Raw genomic sequence first — 19,613 nt, forward strand, 5'->3', positions numbered from 1 at the left:
GATACCGACACACTGCGCCGTTTTTCATACAGTGCAGTCGCCGTTATGCAGTCCTACGTTTTGCAATCCTTCCTTCCCAAGGCAACCAGACATTTCTCGGTCTACGCTTTCCGCGCCAGCCTTGCGCTCCTTCCCCTGGCAACCCACCTGTCTCACGCCGAAACACCCACCGCTGCTGCTGCCGATCTTCCCGAGGTCAAGGTGTCGGCCACGTCGTCTGCTGGATATGTCGCCAAAGAGGTAGCTGGTGCAACGCGCACCGAGACACCTTTGCGTGAGATTCCGCAGGCCGTACGCGTCGTGACATCGGAGCTCATCAACGATTTGGGTGCCACACGATTGGCGGACACCGTGGATTACGTCAGTGGTGTCGCTCGCCTCAACGACTTTGGCGGGACGTGGGATAACTATGCAATCCGAGGATTCAATAGCTCAGACGTCGGGTACCTCGTGAACGGATTTCCTGGATCTCGCGGCTACAACCCGATGCGAGACACGGCCACGGTCGAGCGCTTCGAGTTCCTGAAGGGAACGGCAGCAGCGCTTTATGGGAGTAGCGAACCCGGCGGCACGATCAACATCGTCACCAAGAAGCCCCGATTCACCCGCTCAACCACCGCCGAGGTGAGCGGTGGAACGCTAGGTTTTGCCAGAGCGGCTGTGGACACAACGGGCCCTCTCAATGACAAGTTTGCCTACCGGCTGAACGTCATGGCAGAGGATGGCGCCAGTCGTAGCTCACTGATTGACAACCACAAGTACCTTGTTGCGCCTGCCCTGACCTGGGCCATTGACGACCAGACGCTGCTTACCTATGAAGGCGAGTTCATGCGCATCCAGACGCCGCTCGACCGGGGCATCGTGAACGTCAACGGCAAGATTGACCTGCCGCGCGACCGATATCTCCAGGAGCCCAACGACCCCAACCTGCACATTTCAAGCGACACCCATCAACTGACGTTGGACCGCGAGCTCACAGCGGGCTGGCGGACGCGCCTGGGTGTCAGCTACAAGGAATCGAGTTTCGAGGGCTACGCCGCAGAGTTCGGGAGTGTGCTTGCCGACGGCCGGACGCTGACCCGCCGTAACAGCTGGCGCACGCTGCCGTCGCGGGACACTTCCATCCAGGGTGAAGTGGAGGGGAACTTCCAGACTTGGGGTCTGGGTCACCGAATGCTGGTCGGTTTAGATGCGTCACGCCTGTACATGGGTATGGACATTGCCTATTCGAACTTGGCCACCAATACATACGCCATCGACATCTATAACCCAGTCTATGGCCAGGCAAAGCCGCCAGTTTCCCTGAGCACGTCGACCCGCGAAAACCAGCGGAACCTCGGCGTCTATCTCCAGGACGAGGTGTCATTGAGCGAGCAGTGGAAGTTGCTCGGCGGCGTGCGTTTCGACAACTACCACCAGTCCGTCGACAACCTGATGACGGCCAGGACAACCAGCCAGAGCCAATCGGCGGTGTCGCCTCGCGTTGGCCTCACCTGGTTGCCCAGCGCACAAACGTCTCTGTATGTGTCCTATGGCAAATCCTTCCGCCCCAACAGCGGTGTGGACGAGTCCGGCAACGCGTTTGATCCCCAGCATGGCCGGGCGCTCGAAGCAGGGGTGAAATGGCAGTCGACCGACGCGCGACTGGGCGCCACGATGTCCGTCTTCGATATCGCGAAGAGCAATGTGCTGACCAGGAGCCCGACCAACCCGAACTTCAGCATCGCGGCCGGTGAGGTATCCAGTCGAGGTGTAGAAATGGACGCGTTTGGCCAGCTCGACCAGAATTGGCGCGTCAGCGGCAGCTTTACGCTGATGAACGCCAAGGTAACCGAAGACAACACCATCGCGCCTGGCACCCGGATTACCAATATCCCAAAAATTAGCGCGAGTCTCCTGGCAATTCGAGAGGACGCCATGCCGTGGATTGGCGGCCGGTACGGCGTAGGCACAGGTATCGTCTATGTCGGTTCCCGCTCGGGGAACGCCACGGACACCTACTCGCTGCCCGCGTACGCCACGGTCAAGCTTGTTACCTACTGGCAGATTGACCGCCGCACACGCGTATTCTTCGACATTCATAACCTCTTCAACAAGAACTACTACCCGGCTTCCTGGGGCAACCTTGCTGTGATTCCGGGACTGGGACGGCAGTTCGTTGCCGGACTTCGGTACCAATTCTGAGGTTCTCTCCATCCACAGCACTGCCGCATAGTCAGAAAAGCCTCACAAATCTCAGAGGCAATTCTGACATCTCGACACCGTCGTCCTCTCTCACACTCTGCCGATGCACAAACCACTATGTGCAATCACGAGAGGAGACAGCATGGCTTCGAAAACCGTACTACGACTATTGAAGTGCGTCGGCGTAATTACGTCGACCCTTCTTCTACACTCAGGCGCCAATGCGCAGGCACAACTGCCTGGCCGCAACCTTGCGACAATCATCGTGCCCTACCCTGCGGGCAGTTCCTTCGACATCGTCGCGCGTCGCATCCAGCCCGACCTTGGGAAGAGCCTGGCGAAAACCATCATTGTCGAAAACTTCGGGGGCGCCAGCGGCTCCTTGGGAGCACAGCGTCTGCTGAACGCAGACCCCGCAACGTTGACCATGCTGATCGGCTCACCCAATGAGTTGTCGCTGCCACCCGTGACGCTGCAGAGCGTGCGCTACAAGCCCGAGGATTTCAGGATGGTGGCTCAACTGTCCATCGGTGCGTTGGCAGTCATGGCGCGCCCGCATTTTCCGGCAAACAGTCTGAGTGAACTCATCGACAAGGCAAAACGACCTGATGCGAAGCCCCTGTCGTACGGCAGCACCGGCGTAGGTTCTGTTTTTCATCTTGCTGGTGCCGACTTCGCCAAGCGGGTGGGCGTCCGTACCACCCACGTTCCCTACAAAGGCGGCGCCCCCGCCATTCAGGACCTGATGGCGGACCAGGTCGACCTTACTTTCCTTCCGCTCATCCCGAGCTACATCCAGGCCGCCAAGGAGGGAAAGATCAAGGTGCTTGGCATCATGTCCACCGAACGGCACACCGGGATGCCTGATGTTCCCTCCGTCGACACGGTACCTGCCCTGCGAGGATTCCACTACTCGATGTGGACCGGTCTCTTTGTTTCGTCGAAGGTGCCGAAGGAGACGGCCGACATCATCGGTAAGGCAGCGAACAAAATTGTGGCGACGCCAGCCTACCGCGACTGGGTCGGCGAGCGCGGCAACTCGGCGGGTGCCGTGATGGACCTGGATCAATCTGCCCAGTACTTCCTGGCCGAATCGGGCCGGTTCGAACGTCTGGCACGCGAAATCAAGATCGATCGCGAGTGAACCGTGAACAGGAACTACAACATGTCATCTCGCCAACCCGCTTACTGGACCTCGGAAGTTCTGTGCTCGGAAGAAGACGTCACACGTTTCGAGCAAACTCCCTTGTCAGCCCGCAGCCTTCCGGCGTCCACTCACGAAATGCTGATGGACGGCTGTTCCATCGAGCCATCGAAAGTAGCAATTCAATTCTTCAGTGATGGAACTCGACCGGGAGAAACATCGGCCTCCATCACCTATGGAGAACTGAAACAAAGGATTCTGCAAACCGCAAACCTGCTCCACGCTATCGGCATCGCAAAGGACGATGTGACATCGGTCCTCATGCCTGCGGTTCCGGAAGGTCTGTACGCACTTTGGGGCGCCCAGGCTGCAGGCATTGCGAATCCAGTGAACTGGATGCTCGAGGCAGACATCCTGATCCACATGTTCAAGGCCGCAGGTACGCGAGTGCTGATCGCGTATGCGGGCGATGAGAACACCGACATCTGGTCGAAGATCGAACTCGTCGCCAAAGAACTGCCATCCTTGGCGGCAGTGATTCGTGTTGGCGGCGTCGGCGAGCAATGCAACGCCATCGGTTCGGTGCCTGTGATTGACTTTGCTGCGGCCAGCGCAACACAACCAGGCGACCGGCTGGTGTCGGGCCGCATATTTTCCCCGGATGACATCGTTGCGCTGTTCCACACTGGCGGTACAACTGGCGTGCCAAAACTGGCGAAGCACTTGCATCGGAATCAGGTCTTCTGGGTCTGGGCAAGCAGTTGCCTGACCGGGTTCGGAAGCGAAGAAGTTCGCGCTGTTGGCGTACCCATCTTCCACTCCGCCGGTGCCATCGTGAGTTGCCTCGCGCCGCTCTCGCGTGGCGCCAGTATCGTGTTGATGACCTCGGCAGGGTTTCGCCACCCATCAGTACTCCCCAACATCTGGAAAATCGTCGAAGCGTTCCGCATCAGCATGCTCACGCTTGTTCCAACGTTGGTCAATCAGGTGCTTTCGTTGCCGATCGCCGCTGCGGATATCTCCAGCCTCAACTATGTCGCGTCATCGACGGCGCCGCTTTCGACCAACGTCGCAGAGGCCTTCTATCGCATGACCGGCTTGCGCATCCGCGAAAGCTACGGGCTTACGGAGACTGCTGCGGTCACTTGCATCACGCCTCCGGTGGACAAGGTCAAGGTGGGTAGCTCCGGGATTCGCCTGCCATACCAGTCCGTGCGCGTCGTGCAGCCCGGTTCGGAGAAAGGCACGGCCCGCGATTGCGCACCTGGAGAGGCAGGCCTCATCATCGTCAAGGGCCCCGCTGTCTTTCCGGGCTACCTCGGCGCCGATCAGTCTGCAAGTTGGGTTGACGGCGAATGGTTGGACACGGGCGACCTGGGGTATCTCGACGAGGACAACTGGCTCTGGATAACCGGACGCGCAAAGGACCTGATTATCAGAGGTGGCCATAACATCGACCCCAAGATGGTTGAAGAGATACTCTTCGCCAACCCCGCGATTCAGGATGCCGCTGTGATTGGTGCACCGGACGCTCATTCCGGAGAAGTACCTGTCGCCTATGTGGTCCTGAAGCCTGGGTCGCAAGCGTCGACGGAAGAGTTGTTGCAGTATGCGGCGACGCATGTTCCTGAACGGGCCGCTATACCCAAGCAGTGCTACCTGCTGCCTCAGATGCCCAAGACGGCAGTGGGGAAGATTCAGAAGAATCTGTTGCGGGTCGATGCTATCGAGCGGATGTTTGACGCCGCGCTCGGCGATGCTCTGTTGACGTCGAATGCAACCGTGAAGGCTGTTGACCGAGGCGCCAGAGGATTCCTGGTTGAGATCAGCGTAACGGGAAGCCTGCCCGACCACGCAGAGATCGACCAACGACTGCGCCCGCTAACGATCCCCTACGAAATCCGACACACACGCTAATGCTTGACCCTTGAAGGCCAGGGAGCTGTCTGCCCTTGGCAGACAGCTCCCGCTGCTGCGCGCGACCGCTTCGTGCACGGCAACTGCACCTCTTGTAGGAATTTTCCATATTTGGCCCAGCCTCCTCGCTATCGGGTCCAGCTACTCCATCATTGCCAACGAGCGCACGCTGCTGAAAGGCATGCGCCGAAGCAAATTTTGGAGACAGCAGACCATGCTAACGTCACGACGTATCAAACTAGCCGCAGCCTTCCTGAGCGGCGCCCTTGTCCTCACCGCATTCCTCGCTTCTCGCGCGCACGCTGAAGCGCCAGAGAGCTATCCCAGCAAGCCCGTCCGCGTGATTGTGCCGCTTCCTGCCGGAGGAGCCACTGATAGCATGGCGCGCACGCTTGCGGAACGCCTTTCTTCGGCTACCGGCCAATCGTTCGTTGTCGAGAATCGCCCAGGCGCATCGGGAGCGATTGGCGCCGACGCCGTTGCGCGCGCCAAGCCCGACGGCTACACGTTGATGGTGTCCATCGGCAGTGTCGTATCCCTGGTCCCTTATACGACCAAGGTGTCCTACAAGCCTGATGCGTTCCTGCCCATCTCGGAACTGGCGCGAACCCCTCAGGTCATGTATGCAAACCCGAAGATTCCCGCCAAGGACCTTGCGTCGCTCGTGAAGTGGGCCAAGGCCAACCCAGGAAAGCTTTCCTTTGCTTCCTTCAGCGCTGGTACGCAAGGCCACTTCGCCGGTGTCCGTCTGAACCAGCTTGCTGGTATCGACATGCTGCACGTCGCCTACAAGGGCTCGGCTCCGGCAATGCAGGATTTGCTCGGCGGCCAGGTACAGATGATGTTCGACGCCGTGCTTCCGGCCATGAACTACGTGAAGTCAGGCAAGCTGCTGGCTCTCGCCACTGCTGGCACAGAGCGTTCGCCCTTCGCGCCGGACGTTCCTACATTCCGTGAACTCGGCTATCCCGAGATGGAGCAATTCAACGGCAACTTCGGCTTGTTTGCTCCGGCAGGCGTTCCTCCCGATCTGGCGCGACGACTCGAGACGTTGGCTCGTCATGCAGTCAATTCGCCCGAATACCGCAGCAGGGTGAAGGAGTTTGGCCTCACGGAACCGGACGCGACCCAGATTGCATCGTTCTCGAAGCGGGTTCGGGAAGACCAGGCGAAGTGGTCGAGCTTTGTGAGTCGCATTGGCTACAAGCCTGAGATGTGAGGCGAACATGCAATTGCAACCCAACACCTACTGGTCAGAAGCCGACCTCTCTTCCCGTGAGAAGATTCGAACGTTCGAAGAAGTTCCGCTCGCCGAGCGCCGCTTACCCGAAACGACATATGAGATGCTCGGCGACGGCTGCCAGATCGATCCTGGCAAGGTCGCTATCTGGTACATGCACACTGGTTGCGATACTCCGGAGAACGCTAAAGCGACAACGTATCGCCAGCTCTGGCGCCGGGTTAACCAGACCGCCAACCTGCTGTCATCCCTCGGCATTGGCAAGACTGACGTCGTCTCTCTGCTGGTGCCTGCTGTAACCGAAGCACAGTTCCTGCTCTGGGGCGGCCAGGCTGCGGGCATTATCAATCCCGTCAACTGGATGCTTGACTCGAACATCCTGGCCCATATGATCGGGTCGGCCGGTGCTCGCGTGCTGGCTGTCTATGGAGGGGACGAGCATATCGACCTTTGGCCAAAGGTGACCGAGATGCTTCCGTCCCTACCGAACGTCAGCGCTGTAGTCAGTATTGGTGGACGACGCCCGCAGGCTCAGGAGCTCTGCGGTGTACCTGTGGTTGACTACGAGGCCGTCATCGAGCAGTTTCCCGATGACCACCTCGCAAGCGGCAGAAGGATCTTAAGTACAGATGTTGCTGCGCTCTTCCACACAGGAGGCACAACTGGAACACCGAAGCTCGCGCCGCAAACGCATGGCGCCGAAGTCTTCAGCACCTGGGCCTTCGGGATGGTCTACGGTACCAAGGCAGAGGACGTTCGCAGTACCGGCTTGCCGGTCTTCCACGTTGGTGGCGCGCTTGCCGGCTGCCTGCATACGCTCGTGAGAGGCGCCACGCTGGTGCTCATGACTTCCATTGGCTGGCGCCATCCGACGGCCGTATCCAATTTCTGGAACACCGTACAAGCGTTCCGCATTTCGGCCGCGGCACTGGTCCCGACCATCATCAATCAGCTGCTGAGATTGCCGATTGGCAGCGCCGACATCAGCAGCCTCCGCGTGGCCAGCACGGGCACCGCCCCGCTTTCCGCACATGTGGCTGAAGGCTTCAAGACGAAGGTCGGCATCCCGCTCCTCGAAACCTATGGCATGACGGAATCCACGTCGGTCACGACATCCAACCCTCGTTTTGGTATCAAGAAAACTGGCTCTGCCGGACTTCCATTCCCATACCAGCAGATCAAGGCCGTACGCATCGATACCCTGACGAGGTCCTTCAGCGAGTGCGCGCCAAACGAGGCGGGAAATATCGTCATCGCGGGGCCCGCAGTGTTTGCTGGATACCTTGACCCTGCCGCCAACAGCAAGGTCTTCCTGTCCGGAAAGTGGCTCGATACCGGAGACCTCGGCTACATCGATGAAGACGGCTACCTGTGGATCACGGGCCGGGCCAAGGACCTGATCATCCGTGGCGGGCACAACATTGACCCGCGCATGATCGAGGAAGCGTTTTTCAAGCATCCCGACGTGGTCGAAGTAGCGGCCATCGGGGTGCCCGATGCCTATGCAGGAGAAATGCCGGGTGCTTACGTGGTAGTGAAGGCCGACGCAACGATTGGCGCCGCAGAGTTGCTTGCGTTCGGCGCAGCGAACATCCCGGAGCGCGCGGCGGTGCCAAAGCACTACTTCCTGGTCGACGAGCTTCCCAAGACGCCGCTCGGCAAGGTGAACAAGGCTGCGCTACGCGTGGACGCTACGCAGCGGGAGTACTCCCGAATTGTGGCGTCGCTGGGTATCGCATCGCTCGAAAAGGTCGAAGCCTATGATCAAGGCAGCGCTGGCGTCCGTTGCCGAGTATCGCTACGGAATACACCTGCACACGAATCCGAGGTGGATGCGATTCGTCAGGCCCTCGGCGCATTGACCATTCCGTACGACATCACAATCATCCATTAGCGCGACGATAGCGCCACGGAAGTGGAAACGGGGTGGGCACGGCGCGCCCACCCCGTTGCGCATGGAATCAGTTGCGCTCGACTGCCAACGGTAGATCCAAACGCTCGTTCGCCCACTGGGTTAGAAAATCAAAGCACGGCGCCAGAGCCACTCCGGCTTCGGTCAAATGGTAGGTAAGCCGGTTGCAACGATCGCCGCGTCGCTCAAGCAACCCGATTTCGACTAGCAGCCGCAATCGAACCGTAAGCGTGCTGGGCGCGACGCCAAGCGATCTTTCGAATTCATCAAAATGTGTATGCCCAGACAATGCCTCTGCGACGATAAGTAGCGTCCATCGTTCGCCCAGCAACTCCAACGTTCTCCGAACGCGCTTATCTGCCGTAAGCTGCCTGCATCGGTCCATCCCGGTCTCCTCCTTTCTCTCTTTGTTGTTGGTGGACAAAAAAAAGCCCGCGGCGCGGCACGGGCAGAAACTGTTACCCGCAGGTCGGGTTACAGGAGACATCTCACCGGGTGAGCAGCACCCGGCCCTGGTCAGAAATACAGTCGGCTTAGCGTCTCCGCCACGCAGACAGGTTTGACAGTGCCTCGGGCTTCCATCGTGACAGTCCACGTCAGTGTCGCTACCGACGAATCGGGAGCATCGACTGAAACCAGCCTGGCATGCAGGCGAACTGCAGCGCCCACCGGCACCGGCGCTGTAAAGCGAACGCGATTGAGGCCGTAGTTCACACCCATACGCACTCCACTCACCTTGATGGTCTTTGCCATCAACGCAGGGAGCAACGACAGGGTGAGAAAGCCATGTGCGACAGGCCCACCGAATGGAGACTCCTTCCTGGCGCGCTCCGGGTCGGTGTGAATCCACTGATGATCACCTGTGGCCTGGGCGAACTGGTTGACATCGCTCTGGGAGATGTCGATCCAATCACTGGTGCCCACATCCTGGCCGACCAGAGCCTTCAGCGCGTCAAGCGACGCAATCTCCCTCATGACCGACTCCGCTCAACGACCCTGGAAGTTCGCGGCACGACGTTCCGCGAACGACCGCAGACCTTCCTTGAAGTCTTCCGTCGCGAAGACGGTGTCGCGAATGCGTGGGATGCATTCGATTGCGGCCTTCTCGCCCTGCTCGGTGTACGTCAGGGCGGCTTCCTTGGCAGCCCGCAGGCCGATAGGGGCGTTCTTGCAGATCAGATGCGCCAGTTCGATGGCGCGCTCGCGATGCTTGCCAAACGGATGCACCTCCTGCACGAAGCCGATTTCGAGGGCGCGCTTCGCGTCGAACTCGTCGCACAGGAACAGGTGGTACATCGCATTGCCCCAACCCGTACGGGTCAGGTATCGGAAGTGCGCGCCACCCAGAGGTGCAATACCCCGACGCGACTCCATCTGGCAGAAACGGGCCGTGTCTGCAGCAATCACGATGTCGCCGGCGAGCATCATCTCGATGCCGATGGTGTAGGTGATGCCCTGCACCACGGAAATAATCGGCTTCGTGGAGCGCTTGCGCAGACCAAACGGGTCCACCTTGTCGTTAGGAATCGGGCGAGCGGTGGCCGTCGGGCCAAAGAACTTCGGCATATCCAGACCTGCCGTGGTGTGTTCGCCTTCCGGCGCCAACACGGCGACCCACAGGTTCGGGTCATTTTCAAACGCGGTCAGATGGTCCCAGAGTTGCTCCATGATTTCCGGGGTAATGGCGTTCTTCTTCGCCACGTTGTCGACGGAGATGATGGCCACATGGCCGTCAACGGTCATCTTCACATCGCCCTGCGCTTGTTCGTTGCTCATGCTGTTCTCCAGATTTTGTGTGTACTAGCTCAGACTGCGGTCAGGCCGCCGTCGACGGCCAGGATCTGGCCCGTAATGTGTTTGCCCGCATCGCTGGCGAACAACAGGGCCGCACCCTTGAGGTCGTCCTCATCACCGATACGTTGAAGCGGCGCGCGTTCGGATAGCTTCTCGACGCCAAGCTTCTCGATGGTGCCGCGCGTCATCTTCGACGGGAAGAAGCCCGGAGCCAGCGCGTTGACGGTGATGCCAAACTGGCCCCATTCGCCGGCCAGGCCGCGGGTGAAGTTCACAATCGCACCCTTGCTGGTGTTGTACGCGATGGTTCCAAGGGAGTTCGGACCATTCCCCTTCAGACCTGCGATCGATGCCAGGTTGATGACTCGGCCGTAGCGATTCGGAATCATCGAGCGCTTGCCAATCTGCTGGGTCAGCAGAAAGACACTGCGCACGTTCAGATTCATGAGCTTGTCCCACGCTTCGACGGGGTGGTCAGCCGCAGGGGCGCCCCAGGTCGCGCCGGCGTTGTTGACGAGAATATCGACGCGGCCCAGACGGGCCAGCGCTTCATCAACCAGCTTGTTGATGTCCGACTCCTTCTGATTGTCGGCCGCCACCCAGTCAGCCTCGATGCCGAGTTGACGCAGGTGAGCCTGAGCCGATTCGAGGGCATCTGCCTTGCGCCCCGTAATCAGGATCTTGGCGCCTTGCTCGCCTAGTGCTTCCGCAACCTGCAGGCCAAGACCACTCGAGCCGCCAGTAATGAGTGCGGTCTTGCCAGTCAGGTCCAACGCTTTCTTGATGCTGCCCATGTCTCTTCTCCTAGATGACGCTAATGAATTGCTGCCCGGCGCTTTGCGCCGTGCATCACAACACTTCAAACAGACCGGCAGCGCCCTGGCCACCGCCGACGCACATGGTGACGACCACATACTTGACACCGCGGCGCTTGCCCTCGATCAGCGCGTGGCCAACCAGCCTGGTACCCGACACACCATAGGGATGGCCAACTGCAATTGCGCCGCCGTCCACGTTGAGCTTGTCGAGCGGAATGCCCAGCTTCTCGGCGCAATAGAGCACCTGCACGGCGAAGGCTTCGTTCAGTTCCCACAGACCGATATCGTCGAGACGCAGACCTGCGCGCTTCAGCAGCTTCGGTACCGCGAAGACGGGACCAATGCCCATCTCATCGGGCTCACAGCCGGCGACAGCAAAGCCACGGAACGCGCCGAGCGGCGTGTGACCGTGTCGCTCTGCGTACTGTCCGTCCATGACCACGACTGCGGCAGAGCCATCCGAGAACTGGCTGGCGTTGCCAGCGGTCACCACCCCACCGGGCAGCGCCGAACGAATCTTTGCGACACCTTCCATGGTGGTATCGGCCCGGATGCCCTCGTCAGCCGCGATGGTGACCTCGCGCGTTGCAAAGCCGCCCAGCGCCTGGTCATGGACCGACATCGAAGTGGTCATGGGCACGATTTCCGCATCGAAGCGGCCGGCCTGTTGTGCCGCTGCGGCACGAAGCTGGCTCTGCACGCCGTACTCGTCCTGCCTGTCGCGTGAGATGCCGTAGCGCTTGGCCACCTGTTCGGCGGTTTGCAGCATGTTCCAGTACGCCTCCGGCTTGACAGCCATCAGTGCGGGGTCCTCGGCCATGAACCGATTCACATGCGGTTGGACGCAGGAGATGCTTTCCACGCCGCCGGCCACAATCACATCGCCCTCGCCGGTGAGGACACGCTGCGATGCCATTGCCACGGTCTGCAGACCCGATGCACAGAAGCGGTTGACGGACACCCCCGGCACGTGGACAGGAAGGCCGGCCATCAGCGCAATGCGCCGCGCGATATTTCCGCCAGTCGTGCCTTCCAGCAACGAGCTGCCCATGATCACGTCTTCCACTGCGTCAGGGTCGACCCCGGCGCGCTCTACCGCATGCTTGACGGAATGGGCACCCAGGGACGCTCCGTGCGTGCTGTTGAACGCGCCTTTCCAGCTCTTGGCCAGGCCAGTACGCGCCACGGAAACGATGACTGCTTCTTTCATGATGAGACTCGCTTTGATGGGATGTCAGGAATTGAAGCTGCCGCCATCGGCTACCAGATCCTGGATAAGCGTGGCAGGCGTTTGGCCTGCTTGCTCCATGGCGCGCGCCACGCTGTAGAGGCCAACGGTGTCCGCGTAGAACATGGGACCGCCACGCCAGGTGGGGAAGCCGTAGCCATTGAGATAGACCAGGTCGATATCCGACGCCCTGGCGGCAATTCCCTCATCCAGGATCCGTGCGCCTTCGTCCACCAGCGCGAAGATGAGTCGCTGGACGATTTCATCCTGCGAATACCTGCGACGGGTAACGCCCTTCTCGGCCCAGTAAGCGTCCAGCAGTTCCTTGACCGCCTGGGCAGGAATGGGCTTGCGCGCACCGGCCTGGTAGTCGTACCAGCCCGCGCCGGTCTTCTGACCAAAGCGTCCGGCTTCACACAGGCGGTCTGCTACCTCGGAGCGAGGGGCGGACGGGTCCTCGGCGTAGCGACGCTTCCGAATTGCCCAGCCAATGTCGTTGCCGGCCAGGTCGCTCATGCGGAAGGGACCCATCGCCATCCCGAACGACTCGACTGCACGGTCAACGTCTTCGGGATAGGCGCCTTGCTGCACCAGCAGTTGCGCCTGCTGGCCATACTTCGCAATCATGCGGTTGCCGATAAAGCCGTCACACACGCCGGATACGACTGCAACCTTGCCGATGCGCTTGGCGATCTGCATTGAGGTGGCAAGGACGTCCGGCGCTGTCTTGGCGCCACGAACGACTTCCAGCAGGCGCATCACATTGGCCGGACTGAAGAAATGCAAGCCGACCACGTCTGCAGGCCGCGATACGACTTCGGCAATGGCATCCAGGTCCAGTGTGGAGGTGTTGCTGGCCAGGATGGCGCCCTGCTTCATCACGGCGTCGAGCTCTCGGAACACCGACTTCTTGAGGTCCATGTCTTCGAAGACGGCCTCCACCACCAGGTCCGTATCACCGATCTCCTTCAAGCCAACGACTGGCTGAAGCAACGCCATACGCTTATCGGCCGCATCCTGGGATAGCTTGCCCTTCCTGACTGTCGCCTCGTAGGTGCGGCGAATCGTTCCCACTGCTTTTGCAGCCAGTTCATCACTGGTTTCCGACAGCTTCACCGGGATTCCCGCATTGAGGAAACACATGGCAATGCCGGTGCCCATCGTGCCGCCGCCCAGGACAGCCACCTTGTCGATGGTGCGCAGGGGCGTGCCTTCCGGAAGGTCGTCGATTTTCTGCGCAGCGCGCTCTGCGAAGAACGCATGACGCAGCGACCTGGAAACGCTGCCTTCCATCAACTCCAGAAAGCTCCGGCGTTCCTGAGCCAGACCATCGTCGAACTTCTGGAACACGGCCGCATGCACTGCCTTGAGCGCGTGCTGCGGCGCCGGGTATTGCGGCTGCTTCGCCACGATGGAGGTGCGCACAAACTCGAGGAATGCCTCGGGGTTCGGATGTTCGACGCGTCGGTCGCGAACGCGGGGATACGGACCGGGCCGCTTTGCAACTTCGCGCGCGAAGTCCGCGGCGTTGCCAAGGAGTTCGCCATCGAAGAACCGGTCGAACAGTCCGCTGTCCTTGAGCGCCTCCGACTTTACCGAAGCCCCGGTGACAATCATGTTGGTTGCGCGTTCCAGCCCAATGATTCGCGGCAGGCGCTGCGTGCCGCCCGCTCCCGGAAGCAGCCCCATACGCACTTCCGACAGCGCAATCTGTGCGCCGGGAACCGCTACGCGGTAGTGGCAGGCCAGTGCCAGTTCCAGGCCCCCGCCCATGGCGACCGAATGGATAGCCGCCACTACGGGCTTCGGGCAATCCTCGATCGCGGCGAGTACGGTGTTCAGTCCCGGGTCACGACGCGCCTTCGGATTATTGAACTCGCGCATATCAGCGCCGCCTGAGAAGGCCTTACCCGAGCCCGAAAGGACAATGCCCTTGACCTCGGGATCTTTAACAGCACGGTCGAGGCTATCGACGATTCCAACGCGGGTTGAATAGCCGAGCCCATTGACGGGCGGATTCGCGAGCAGGATGACGGCAACGCCGTCGGTGACATGGTATTCGGTACTCATGACGAAATACTCCGGGGAGATGGGATGACCGAGCGTCTGGCTAAACGGTGCGTTGCTCAGCGCGAGCGGGAAAGAAAACTGTTGAAGATGGCTTGAGCGTCTTCTGTCGCCCGCAACGTCTGAAAGATGTCGCGTTCCTTCTGAATCCTTGCCTCGATGAGTTCTCGCGACGCGGACTTCAGCAGTTGACGGGTGGCTGCCAGGGCTGCCGGAGGCTTTTTGGCAAGCGCACGCGCAATGGACTCTGCTTCCTCAAACACCATGTCGTTCGGAAGCACGCGATTCACCAATCCCGCCTTCTGTGCTTCCCCCGCGAGGACAAACGAGCCGAGGAGCATCCATTCGCTGGCCTTCTGTTGCCCAACCAGAGCCGGAAGCAGAAGCGTCGAGCCAAACTCGGGACAAAGTCCCAGGTCGACGAACGGGAATCGGATACGAGCGTCCTCCGACGCCACCACGTAGTCGCAATGGAGCAAGACCGTGGCACCAATACCAACTGCATAGCCGCAGACAGCGGCAACCAGCGGCTTTTGCAGGGACGTGACGGCCTTCATGAACCGAATCGAGGCAAGCTTTTCTTGTCCGGAGCCATCGTCAGCGAAGTCCTGAATATCGTTCCCGCTACTGAACACCGTCGGCGTTCCCCGCAGGACTACCACGCGTACGTTGTCGTCGCGACCAGCGTCTTCCAGCGCCAGCGCCAACGTCAGGTACATCTGCTGCGTAAGCGCATTTTTCTTCTCGGCCCTGGTCATCGACAGGGTCAGGACACCGCCCTCATACTTCGCTTGAATGAATTTCATGATCAAGAATCCCCGGGCCTATGCTGCGAAGGCCAGCGGATTCATGACTGCCGACGATTCCAGTCGAATCCTCGGCAGCAATGCGCGCGACTCCGGAAGAAGACTCGCGAAGTAGAACTGCGCCGCGGCCAATTTGCCCGCATAGAAGCTATTCGCGGTCTTGGTCGACGCCACCATGGCGGCTCTGGCCCAGAAGTGCGCGAACATCAGGTGACCAATCAAGCGCAGGTAGGCGGCGGACGATGCCCCGGGTTGGCACGGGTCAATGCGGGCCGAGTCGAGAATGAACTGCGTGGCAGCCTCAACGTCATCACAGAGCTCCGCAATAGCGCGCCCCATGTCATCGACCTTGCTCTCCGCATCAGCTTCCCGAGCAAGACACGCGTTTGCGGTCTCGCGTACAAGCGTGAGGAGCTTGCGAATCTGTGCCCCGTTATCTGCCAGAACCTTTCGGCCGACCAGGTCGTTCGCCTGTACGCCGTTGGTCCCCTCGTAGATTGGGAGGATGCGGGCATCGCGCAGCAATTGTTCCGCACCGGTTTCCGTGATGAACCCCGCGCCGCCATGCACTTGCATGCCCAGACTGGTGACATCCACCCCGTTGTCGGAGAGAAACGCCTTGGCTACGGGCGTCAGGAGCGCAAGCAGGCTTTCTGCATCCTGCGAGGCTTGTGCATCGGCGCTGTGGTGATGGATGTCGATCTGCAGCGCCAGCCAGTATGCGAATGCGCGGCCGCCCTCCACGAGCGCGCGCTGCGTCAACAGCATGCGACGTACATCGGGCAATGACAGGATAGGGTCTGGGCCGGATGAACCTGCCGGGCTCGCAGGGGACCGACTTTGCAAGCGTTCTTGCGAGTAGCGGAGCGCGCGCTGGTAGGCCGTCTCCGACAGGCCCAGCGCCTGCGTGCCGGTTCCCAGCCGTGCGCCATTCATCATGACGAACATCGCCGGCAGGCCCTTGCCCGCCTCTCCGATCAGGTATCCCGTGGCCGCCTCGAAATTCATCACGCAGGTGGCGTTCCCATGGATACCCATCTTTCGTTCCAGAGAACCACACTGGACACCGTTCCGCGCTGCAGGCTTACGGTCTTTATCGAGCAGAAACTTGGGAACGATGAACAGGGAGATACCTCGCACTCCAGCAGGTGCATCTGGCAAGCGAGCCAGGACCAGATGAATGATGTTCGGCGCCAAGTCATGCTCGCCGGACGAGATGAAAATCTTGGTTCCGGTAATCGCGAACGAACCATCGGCGTTAGGTACCGCACGGGTCCGCAGCAGACCAAGGTCAGTGCCGCAATGAGGCTCGGTCAGACACATCGTCCCAGTCCACTCCCCAGTCGCCAACGGCTGGAGGAACGTATCCTTCTGCCAGTCGGAACCATTCGCCCGGATGCACCGGTATGCGCCCTCCGAGAGCTTCGGATACAGGGACCACGCGGAATTGCTCGAAGCCAGCATCTCGCTGACGGCGGTACCCATGATCTGGGGCAGTCCCTGGCCACCGTCCTCGACGTCACACACCAAGCCGCTCCATCCGTCGGACGCGTAGCGGCTGAATGCCTCGCGGAAGCCGGGCGCCGTTTTGACATCCCCGGCGCTGTATTCGCAACCATGCTGGTCGCCTACCGGATTGAGCGGCGCCAGTACGTCCGCGCAAAACCGGCCGGCACCGTCCAGTACCTGGTCGGCCGTTTCCCGATCGATAGCCTTGTCGGCGCAAATGCCCGCGAGCGCGCCCTCCATGTCGAGCAACTCGTGCAGCACAAACTGCATATCGCGTAGCGGCGGAACGTAGTTGCCACTCATGTCGTCTCCATCAATGCTTGTGTGAATTGGGTGAATGGAGTCTGGCACGCGGGCTCTACCGGGGCTTGTCAGAAATCCCCGCGCAGCTTGTCAGCGTTTTCCGATATGGCGTTGTGTCCCGGCAAGCGTTCTGCTGTAATCCATGCAAGTGCCGATGCGATGCACAGGAGACAGCAGGTGAAGCGAGATGGATGAGGCCGAAGAGTTCTTGAACGACTACGAGATTCCTTTCAAGGGAATCGTCGAGCAGTCCGTAGCTGGCATCTACATCCTTCAGGATGGAAGACTGCAGTACGTGAACGAAACGTTCGCCGCAATGTGCAACGTTCCCCGCAGCCGCATGACAGGCGAACTGGTGGCGAACCTTGCTGCGCCGCATCAGGTCGATGCGCTGATGAAGCAGTATCACAAGCGCATTCGCGGTGAGCGACCTGGTCCATTTGTCTTGCACACGAAGCGCCCCGATGGGTCGCGTGGCTATGTGGAAATCCACGGCAATACCGTCCAGTACCGGGGAAAGCCCGCCATCGTTGGTGTGGGCCTGGACGTCACCGACCGTATCCAGAAGCAGGAAGCGCTAAGCAGGTCACGTACCCAGCTGCGCGAGCTAATGATGAGGCTCAATTCGGTGCGGGAGCACGAACGTTCAACCGTCGCCCAGGAACTCCATGACGTTGTGGGTGGGATGCTCACCACGATCAAGTTCGACATCTCACGTCTTGGCCGACGCCTGGAGCGGCAAGAGAACGGTGAGAGGCCACTGTCCACTGGCGCGGGTACTGCGAAAGAGACGACACAGCAGCTGTTGGAGCTGGTCCAGGACTCCATTGAAGCGGTACGGCGCATCGCCGAAGGGCTGCGGCCCGGCGCCCTGGACCATCTGGGGCTACAGGACGCGTTGGCTCAGGACTTGCAACAGTTCGAAGCCCGCTATGGCATCGCATGCACGTTTGACTGCAACCGCGCACCACTGCCCTTGAGCGAGTCCCGCGAGCTCGGACTGTATCGAATCTTCCAGGAAGCCATGACGAACATCGCCCGCCATGCCAATGCTTCCGCCGTGGACGTGACGCTGACGTGGGACGCCAGCTTCATCGCCCTAAACGTGGTGGACAACGGCGTCGGGATTGCATCGGTCCCGGCCAAGGGCGCCCATCTTGGGCTACTTGGAATGAGAGAGAGGGCCCGCGACCTTCGCGGTACGGCGGAGATTGGCCCTGGCCGCGCCGGTGGCGTATGCGTTTCCGTTCGCATCCCGACCATCGAAGACAACACCCCGGCGGAGATGCCATGATTCGGATTGTCCTGGTCGATGACCACACCATTTTTCGCGAGGGCCTCAAGCGACTCCTCCTGGACGAAGGCGATTTCTCAGTGGTCGCGGAAGCGTGCAATGGTCCGGATGCGCTAACCGCAATTCGTACGCATGAATTCGACGTTCTGGTGCTTGACATCAGCATGCCCGGCCGCAGCGGGCTGGACCTCATCCCTTCCATTCGCAGCGAGAAGCCCCTGCTGCCCATCGTGGTGCTGAGCATGTACCCTGCCGAACAGTATGCCGTCCGGGCCTTCGAGGCGGGTGCGAGCGGCTATGTCACGAAGGACATGGACGCTGTCGAGCTCGTGGCGTCCATCCGAAAAGTGGTACAGGGCAAGCGCTACTTTTCGCCGCAGGTGGCCGAACGGGTCATGGATAACCTGGACCGTGTGAACGGACAGTTACCGCACCGGGACCTTTCTTCCCGCGAGTACGAGATCATGCGCCTGATCGTGCAAGGGGTCCGTCTTACTGAGATCGGCAAGCAGTTCTTCCTCAGCGTCAAAACGGTCAGCACGTATCGCTCCCGGATCCTCAAGAAAATCGGCGTGGCGACAAACGCGGAGCTGGTGCAGTATGCCCTGCGCCACAGACTGATTGACTAGTTGTGCCCACAGACGGAGCAGCCTTCCATCAGGCTGCTCATCGCTGGCTCCGGAGGAAGGCATAGGTCGCAGCCGCTGCGAGTCCTGACGGACCGACCAGGCGAACATCGCAGCTCATAACCTCACCGCATGAACGCGGCACATCGTATTCGACCGCGAGTGAGGATATCTTCTCGATGTCCCCGCTGTCTTCGTGAAAGCGAATCGCCACCGAACAAGACTCGCAGTCTTCTCCCATCAAGTCACGAGATGAAACGGCGAGGGCTCTCGCCACACCTGAGTATGGCGAGCTTACGGCCACCTGTGTATCGCATCTCCCCGCGTTCCCGCCGTCGGAAGCAAACGGTAGGTAAGAGGACGACGGCAAGTCACCCGTCAACAAGATCTGGCTTGATGCCACGGCGAACTCCTGCCGAAGCTCTGCCCGCCAGCACTGGAGACTCCCATTACCACGAACCCATTTGACGATTACCTCGCAAGGACCCGAACACAGGTCAGCCATCAAGTACGTGGTTATCGATACTGGCGAGACGTTCGGTCCACTGAGGTCGAGCGCAGCCGACAGCATGGCGGCCGCCATGGCACATGGCGCAGTCCCATTGCCTTCGTCCGCAACTTCCCCGGCGTACCTTCCGGTCCCAGTCCTGGTCAGCGAGAAGACCCTGCTTTCCTGGTCGCATGCCTTTGGCATCGGATTATCCTTCGATATACAACTCGACTGATTCCGAATATAGCGAACGTTGCTACGTCGCAGAGCAGGTGCCCACA

The 19,613-nt window shown here is 60.3% G+C and carries 15 protein-coding genes; 7 read left to right on the plus strand and 8 right to left on the minus strand.

Features of this window, described 5'->3' with window-relative positions; all coding sequences use genetic code 11:
* Positions 1-45: 45 nt before the first annotated feature.
* The 5 genes from ACO550_RS26835 (at position 46) to ACO550_RS26855 (ending at position 8,379) form a co-directional block, all read left to right on the plus strand.
* Entirely contained in the window at positions 46-2,184 is a 2,139-nt protein-coding gene (locus ACO550_RS26835) for a TonB-dependent siderophore receptor (RefSeq protein ID WP_315595391.1), read from the plus strand.
* A 142-nt stretch (positions 2,185-2,326) separates the two neighbouring features.
* Positions 2,327-3,328, plus strand: coding sequence for a tripartite tricarboxylate transporter substrate binding protein (locus ACO550_RS26840; protein WP_315595390.1), 1,002 nt, complete (start codon positions 2,327-2,329; stop codon positions 3,326-3,328).
* A 21-nt stretch (positions 3,329-3,349) separates the two neighbouring features.
* Positions 3,350-5,245, plus strand: coding sequence for an acyl-CoA synthetase (locus ACO550_RS26845; protein WP_315595389.1), 1,896 nt, complete (start codon positions 3,350-3,352; stop codon positions 5,243-5,245).
* Positions 5,246-5,255: 10 nt separating this feature from the next.
* Positions 5,256-6,464 carry a tripartite tricarboxylate transporter substrate binding protein gene (locus ACO550_RS26850; protein WP_315595388.1) on the plus strand — a complete coding sequence of 403 codons (1,209 nt, stop codon included), beginning with the start codon at positions 5,256-5,258 and terminating at the stop codon, positions 6,462-6,464.
* Between the two features lie 7 nt (positions 6,465-6,471).
* Entirely contained in the window at positions 6,472-8,379 is a 1,908-nt protein-coding gene (locus ACO550_RS26855) for an acyl-CoA synthetase (RefSeq protein ID WP_315595387.1), read from the plus strand.
* Between the two features lie 67 nt (positions 8,380-8,446).
* On the opposite strand, the gene ACO550_RS26860 is transcribed toward ACO550_RS26855, so the two are convergent.
* From ACO550_RS26860 to ACO550_RS26895, 8 genes are read right to left on the minus strand one after another with little or no spacing between them, the layout of a single operon-like run.
* Positions 8,447-8,884, minus strand: a complete 438-nt coding sequence (locus ACO550_RS26860; RefSeq protein WP_485995024.1) for a winged helix-turn-helix transcriptional regulator — start codon at positions 8,882-8,884, stop codon at positions 8,447-8,449.
* A gap of 29 nt (positions 8,885-8,913) precedes the next feature.
* Positions 8,914-9,372 (minus strand): MaoC/PaaZ C-terminal domain-containing protein, encoded by a 459-nt coding sequence (locus ACO550_RS26865; RefSeq protein WP_315595386.1) that lies wholly within the window; start codon positions 9,370-9,372, stop codon positions 8,914-8,916.
* 12 nt (positions 9,373-9,384) lie between these two features.
* Complete coding sequence (locus ACO550_RS26870; protein ID WP_315595385.1) at positions 9,385-10,173, minus strand: crotonase/enoyl-CoA hydratase family protein; 789 nt, start codon at positions 10,171-10,173, stop codon at positions 9,385-9,387.
* A gap of 29 nt (positions 10,174-10,202) precedes the next feature.
* Positions 10,203-10,985: an SDR family oxidoreductase gene (locus ACO550_RS26875; RefSeq protein WP_315595384.1), complete on the minus strand. Its 783-nt coding sequence runs from the start codon at positions 10,983-10,985 to the stop codon at positions 10,203-10,205.
* A gap of 55 nt (positions 10,986-11,040) precedes the next feature.
* Positions 11,041-12,219: an acetyl-CoA C-acyltransferase gene (locus ACO550_RS26880; RefSeq protein ID WP_315595383.1), complete on the minus strand. Its 1,179-nt coding sequence runs from the start codon at positions 12,217-12,219 to the stop codon at positions 11,041-11,043.
* A gap of 24 nt (positions 12,220-12,243) precedes the next feature.
* Positions 12,244-14,307 carry a 3-hydroxyacyl-CoA dehydrogenase NAD-binding domain-containing protein gene (locus tag ACO550_RS26885; RefSeq protein WP_315595382.1) on the minus strand — a complete coding sequence of 688 codons (2,064 nt, stop codon included), beginning with the start codon at positions 14,305-14,307 and terminating at the stop codon, positions 12,244-12,246.
* A gap of 56 nt (positions 14,308-14,363) precedes the next feature.
* Positions 14,364-15,110 carry an enoyl-CoA hydratase-related protein gene (locus tag ACO550_RS26890; RefSeq protein ID WP_315595381.1) on the minus strand — a complete coding sequence of 249 codons (747 nt, stop codon included), beginning with the start codon at positions 15,108-15,110 and terminating at the stop codon, positions 14,364-14,366.
* Between the two features lie 18 nt (positions 15,111-15,128).
* Entirely contained in the window at positions 15,129-16,922 is a 1,794-nt protein-coding gene (locus tag ACO550_RS26895) for an acyl-CoA dehydrogenase (protein ID WP_315595380.1), read from the minus strand.
* A 187-nt stretch (positions 16,923-17,109) separates the two neighbouring features.
* Between ACO550_RS26895 and ACO550_RS26900 the strand changes: the two genes are divergently transcribed.
* Together ACO550_RS26900 and ACO550_RS26905 are read left to right on the plus strand one after the other, a co-directional pair.
* Positions 17,110-18,216: a PAS domain S-box protein gene (locus ACO550_RS26900; RefSeq protein WP_315595379.1), complete on the plus strand. Its 1,107-nt coding sequence runs from the start codon at positions 17,110-17,112 to the stop codon at positions 18,214-18,216.
* Positions 18,213-18,845, plus strand: coding sequence for a response regulator (locus ACO550_RS26905; protein WP_315595378.1), 633 nt, complete (start codon positions 18,213-18,215; stop codon positions 18,843-18,845). The genes ACO550_RS26900 and ACO550_RS26905 overlap by 4 nt, the downstream gene beginning before the upstream one ends.
* The last annotated feature ends 768 nt before the right edge of the window (positions 18,846-19,613 follow it).

This window comes from Cupriavidus sp. (assembly GCF_057315035.1).